The organism is Stenotrophomonas capsici (genome assembly GCF_034961085.1).
GTDB classification, from domain to species: Bacteria; Pseudomonadota; Gammaproteobacteria; order Xanthomonadales; family Xanthomonadaceae; genus Stenotrophomonas; species Stenotrophomonas capsici.
In genome coordinates, this window is record NZ_JAYFUH010000126.1 from 1 (window position 1) to 5,143 (window position 5,143).

Sequence of the window (5,143 nt, forward strand, 5' to 3'; positions counted from 1 at the left end):
GGCCTCGATGTCCAGGGCCGAGGGCAGGACCGGCACCACCACCGCGTCGGCGATGTCGGTGAAGCGCTCCAGGTCCTCGCCGTAGGCGCCGGCGGGGGCATCGATGATGACCTGCTCGGTGCCGTCGGGGATCAGCTTTTCCCAGTTCTTCTTGCGGTGCACGTCGACCGGCAGCACGGCGCTGTCCAGCATGGCCCGGCGCTCGGCCCAGCGGCTGCTGGAGCCTTGCGGATCGGCATCGGCAATCACCGTGGCATGGCCTGCCAGGGCCGAATGCGCGGCCAGGTGGGTGGCGATGGTGGTCTTGCCGACACCGCCCTTGGAGCCGGCTACCAGGATCGTCTTCATGCACGCCTCGTTTCCGCGGAACGTTCCCGCAGCGTACACCGCGTTGCATGACCAAAGGTAGTCACCGGGTGAGGGTCGGCCCCGGGGCCCGGCTTTGCTATCGTGTCGCCCCCGGGATGGAACCACCATGAGCGAACTGCAGGACCTGACCGCGCTGATCCGCGCCAACACGCCGTTGATCGTCATCCAGACCCAGGATGAGTCGCGGGTCGTGGAGCTGTTCCGGCAGGCGCTGATGCACGTCTGGCGGGCGTTGTACCGCTGGTCGATCACCGAGGGCCTGCGCCGGATCGACATGGACCGCGAGGACGAGGCGTTCGGCCCGCCCGACGCCAGTTCGGTGCTGCGGATGATCCAGGAGGCCGAGCAGCGCGGCATCTACCTGCTGCTCGATTTCCACCCCTACCTGGGCTACGCCAGCCACCAGCGGCTGCTGCGCGACATCGTCCAGCGCCGCCACAGCCAGCCACACGTGCTGGTGCTGGTCGGGGCCAAGGTCGAGCTGCCGCCGGAGCTGGAGGCCCTGGCCACCCGCTTCAACCCGCGCCTGCCCGACGCCAACGCGCTGCTGAAGATGCTGCGCGAGGAGGCGGCCAGCTACGCCAGGGACAACGGCGGGCGCCGGGTCGAGGCCGACCAGGACGCGGTGCAGCAGATCCTGCGCAACCTGCGCGGGCTGAGCATGACCGACGCCCGCCGCATCGCCCGCCAGCTGATCTACGAGGACGGCGCGCTGCAGGCCGACGACCTGCCACAGCTGGCCAAGCTCAAGTTCGAGCTGCTCAACCGCAGCGGCAACCTGCATTACGAGTACGACTCGGCGCGCTTCAACGAGGTGGCCGGCGCGCGCCGGCTCAAGCGCTGGATCGAGCAGCGCCGGGCGGTGTTCGTCTCCGGCAACGCCCCGCCGGGGCTGGACCCGCCCAAGGGCATGCTGCTGTTGGGCGTGCAGGGCTGCGGCAAGTCGATGCTGGCCAAGGCCACCGCCGCCGGCTTCGGCGTGCCGTTGCTGCGGCTGGATTTCGGCACGCTGTACAACAAGTACCACGGCGAGACCGAGAAGAACCTGCGCGAGACGCTGACCTCGGCCGAGCAGCTGGCCCCGTGCGTACTGTGGATCGACGAGATCGAGAAAGGCCTGGCCAGCAACGGCGAGGACGGCGGCGTGTCGCGCCGGGTGCTGGGCTACCTGCTGACCTGGCTGGCCGAGCGCAAGGCGCCGGTGTTCATCGTCGCCACCGCCAACCAGGTGCACGAGCTGCCGGCCGAACTGCTGCGCAAGGGCCGCTTCGACGAGATCTTCTTCGTCGACCTGCCGGCCCCGGACGTGCGCGTGGAGCTGCTGCAGCTGCACCTGCAACGCCGCCAGCTGGACCCGGAAGCCTTCGCCCTGCCCGCCCTGGCGGCGGCCAGCGAGGGCTTCTCCGGTGCCGAGATCGAACAGGCGGTGGTCGCCGGGCTGTATGCCGCGCACGCCGAGCAGCGCCCGCTGGACACCGAGCTGCTGATGGCCGAGATCCGCAACACCCGGCCGCTGTCGGTGCTGATGGCCGAACAGGTGCAGTCGCTGCGCGACTGGGCGCGCGAGCGCACCGTGCCGGCCGATTGAGCCGCGGCATGCATCACCTGACCCGGGTAAGCACGGCACGCCCGGGAAACGTTCGCCCACCCATCACCAACCGCCGGCGAACCTGACCGTCTCCGGCTTTGCCGATGCCACAGGCAGGCTTCGCCTCACTGGGGCGTGGACGGCGGTTGCCAGTCCGCCGGCGGCTCGGCGGCGATGCCATGCACGGCCAGCAGGCGGCGCATGGCCGGCAGTTCCCCGTCATCACCGATCCAGCGCATGTAGTCGGCGGGGCTCACCTTGGGCGCGGTGCCCTCTTCCGATCCGAGCACGCCGCTGGCACGGATGCTGATCCACGCCAGCAGGCGCCGGCGCGCCTCCCACCGTGCCTGCGCGGGCGTGCCCGCGCTGGCTTCGAACATCCATCGGGCACCGGCCTGTGCCACCGCGTTCGAGGTGCTGTCGGCCATCACCGAGAACACGCGTTCGCACGCCTGCCTCCTCGCGGGCTCACCGATGTCCTTCGGGCACGCGTCGAAGGCCGTTTTCAGCTCCGGCATCCACACCGTCGCGGCGATGCCGAACAACGTGATCGCGCGCTCCTGGTCGGCATAGCTGCCGCCATTGCGCTGCTCCCATTCGGCCGCGCGCGCGGCATCGGATACCGGCCATGGCATGTCGCGCGTGGCTTCATCCAGCAAGCCCACCAGCTGTGCCAGCGAGTCACCGTAACGCGTGGCCTGCGTCGCCCGCTGCCACGCCTGCGCGGCCTGGGCAGCGTCCTTGCGGTGTTCGGCCAGCCGCTTCAGCAGCAGTTGCGAACCGGCATCGGCGGCACCGTCCCCCTGCAAGGTCTGCACCGCGGCATCAATGGCGCAGGCGTCCTTCCCGATGCAACGCCGCACGGCTTCCATCGCGATCAGCGGCTGCGTGCTGCCGGACGCAATGGCCTGCGCGAGCCAGGCGTCGGCTTCGGGCTCGCGCTTGAGGCCTTTGCTCGCCAGGTCCATGCGCATTGGCACCAGCAGGGAGGCGGCATACAGTTTGCGCGGCTCACCGGTGGCCGCCAGCCCGCGGGCCAGTTGCAGGCGTGCGGCGTTCTGGGCCTCGATCCGCGCCAGCAGTTGCTCCGGTGCGATCTCCTCCTCCGCCGGCGGTTGCGCATTGGCCATGCCGGCAAACACCAGCAACACCGCCGCCCACATTCCCTGTCCACGCATGCCTTGATCCTCCCAACGGGTTGAAGTTCGTCGCCGTGCGCGCATCACCCCAGGTGATGCAGCACCCACACCCACGCCGGCAGGGTCACCAGCGACAGCACGATGCCATACCCCACCATCGCCGCGGCCAGGCGCGGCGCCAGCCGGTGCGAGATGGCCAGCGCGGCGGCGGTGATCATGGTCGGCATGGCCGTCTCCAGCACGTTGACCTGCAGCATCTCACCACGCAGGCCAAAGGCCAGTGACAGCGGCAGGGCCACCGCCGGCAACACCAGCAGCTTGAGCAGCAGACCCACCGCCAGGGGCGCCAGCTCGGCACGCGACAGGCGCAACTGGATGGTGAGGCCGACCGCCAGCATCACCAGCGGCAACATCGCGTCGGCCAGGCTCTTCAAGGCCGAGGCGACCCACGACGGCGGCTCGGCCGGCATCAGCGTCACCGCGAACAACAGCGCCCACAGCGGCGGGAAGCGGAGGATGCGCAGCAGGATCTCGCCGGCGGTGGGCGGCGCATCGCCGCTGTAGCGGGCCAGCACGTACAGGCCGAAGGTCGAGAGCAGCACGAAGGTGCCGAACTGGTCGTAGACCACGGCGTACGGCAAGGCATGGTCGCCCAGCAGTGCACGCACCATCGGATAGCCGATGAAGCTGGAATTGCACAACGCCACGCACAGCAGCAGCACCGCATGCACCTGCCGCTCGAAGCCGAACAGGCGCGTGGCCAGGCTGACCAGGCCCACGCTCAACAGCATCAACAGCCAGGGAGTGGCGATGATGCCGGCCAGTGACAGGTCCAGCTGCAGGCGCGGCACGTAGGTGAGCACCGCGGCGGGAAGGCACAGGTACAGCACCACGCGGTTGAGCGTGTCGGCGGCGTTGTCCGGGAAGGTACGCCGTCGTGCGAAGACCATGCCCACCGCGAGCATGGCCAAGATCAGTGCGAATGCATCGAAAGCCATGCCGCAAGCATGCCCTGCCGGGCCGCGCCATTGGAATCGGCAATCGTCCGGATGTGGTCAAGCGCTGCCCGGCCAGCGGGCTAGGCGGTGGTCAGGGCCAGACCGGCGGATTGGCCGCCCAGGCCTGCTGCACCTCGGCCAGCTGCGCGCGCTCGGCATCGGTCCAGGCCGGCAACAGGCGCGCGAACTCGGCGCTGCTGCCCCATTGGGTGGGCTCGGTACGCACGGCGGCGGCATACCAGGCCAGCGCATCGGCCTTGTTGCCCTGCTTCCACAGTGCCAGCGCCAGGGTCGGCGGCAGCCAGCCGGGGTTGCCGCGCGCACTCTCGGCCGCGCGCGTCCACAGGCCCAGAGCGGCATCGACCTCGCCCCGGCGATACAGGTCCCAGCCCTGGTTCCAGCGCAGGCCGCGCATCTGCACCGAGGACTCGCTCACCGTCGCATAGGCTTCCTGGTACAGCTTGGCCCCCAGTTCATCGCGGCCCTCGGCATAGGCGATGCTGGCCAGCTGCACGGTCGCTTCCAGCCCCTTGCGGCCGCGCTCGCGCAGCTTCATCAGCTGGTCCACCACGTCGGCCTGCTCCGGCGGCACCGCCTGGATCGGCTTGGCCGCCGTGTCCTCGTCGAAATAGAACTCGTTGATCTTCGGAAGGCCTTCGGCCCATGCATTGGAAAACAACAGCCCGGCCAGCACGGTGCCGGCGACCAGACGCCTGATCATCCCCATCACAGCAATCCCCGTATCCCGATTTTCACATCCAGCCCCCGATCCTAACCCGCAAGGCGGCCCGTGTGCGATTGCAGCAGGGGGGGCTGAAACGGCCACTGCTACAATCGCCGGCTGCCACGCGCGCCGCCAGCGGCGCCAGCCGCCAGCCGTTTTTTGCAATGGGCCAGCCATGACCAGCACTGCCGAACTTACCTCGCCCGCGTCCGCCAATGACCCGCTGATCGGGGTCCGCGACCGCGACTACACGCTGGACCACAAGTACACGCGCACCGACGGCCGCATCTACCTGAGCGGGGTACAGGCACTGGTACGGCTGCCG

5 protein-coding genes are annotated in these 5,143 nt (G+C 69.5%); 1 reads left to right on the plus strand and 4 read right to left on the minus strand.

What is annotated here, in order from left to right; translation table 11 throughout:
- Positions 1-348 (minus strand): ParA family protein (locus VA603_RS09635; protein ID WP_323438672.1); only part of this gene is annotated, 348 nt, incomplete at its 3' end.
- A gap of 127 nt (positions 349-475) precedes the next feature.
- On the opposite strand from VA603_RS09635, the gene VA603_RS09640 reads away from it, so the two are divergent.
- The gene (locus VA603_RS09640; RefSeq protein WP_323438673.1) at positions 476-1,957 is read left to right on the plus strand and encodes an AAA family ATPase; all 1,482 of its coding nucleotides are present in this window, start codon (positions 476-478) and stop codon (positions 1,955-1,957) included.
- Between the two features lie 125 nt (positions 1,958-2,082).
- Here VA603_RS09640 and VA603_RS09645 read toward each other — a convergent pair whose 3' ends face one another.
- The 3 genes from VA603_RS09645 to VA603_RS09655 all read right to left on the minus strand — a co-directional run bounded on the left by VA603_RS09645 (position 2,083) and on the right by VA603_RS09655 (position 4,821).
- Entirely contained in the window at positions 2,083-3,135 is a 1,053-nt protein-coding gene (locus tag VA603_RS09645) for a hypothetical protein (protein ID WP_323438674.1), read from the minus strand.
- A gap of 44 nt (positions 3,136-3,179) precedes the next feature.
- On the minus strand, positions 3,180-4,094 hold the full coding sequence (locus VA603_RS09650; protein ID WP_323438675.1) for an AEC family transporter: 915 nt from the start codon (positions 4,092-4,094) through the stop codon (positions 3,180-3,182).
- A gap of 91 nt (positions 4,095-4,185) precedes the next feature.
- Positions 4,186-4,821, minus strand: a complete 636-nt coding sequence (locus VA603_RS09655; protein ID WP_323438676.1) for a tetratricopeptide repeat protein — start codon at positions 4,819-4,821, stop codon at positions 4,186-4,188.
- Positions 4,822-5,143: the final 322 nt, after the last annotated feature.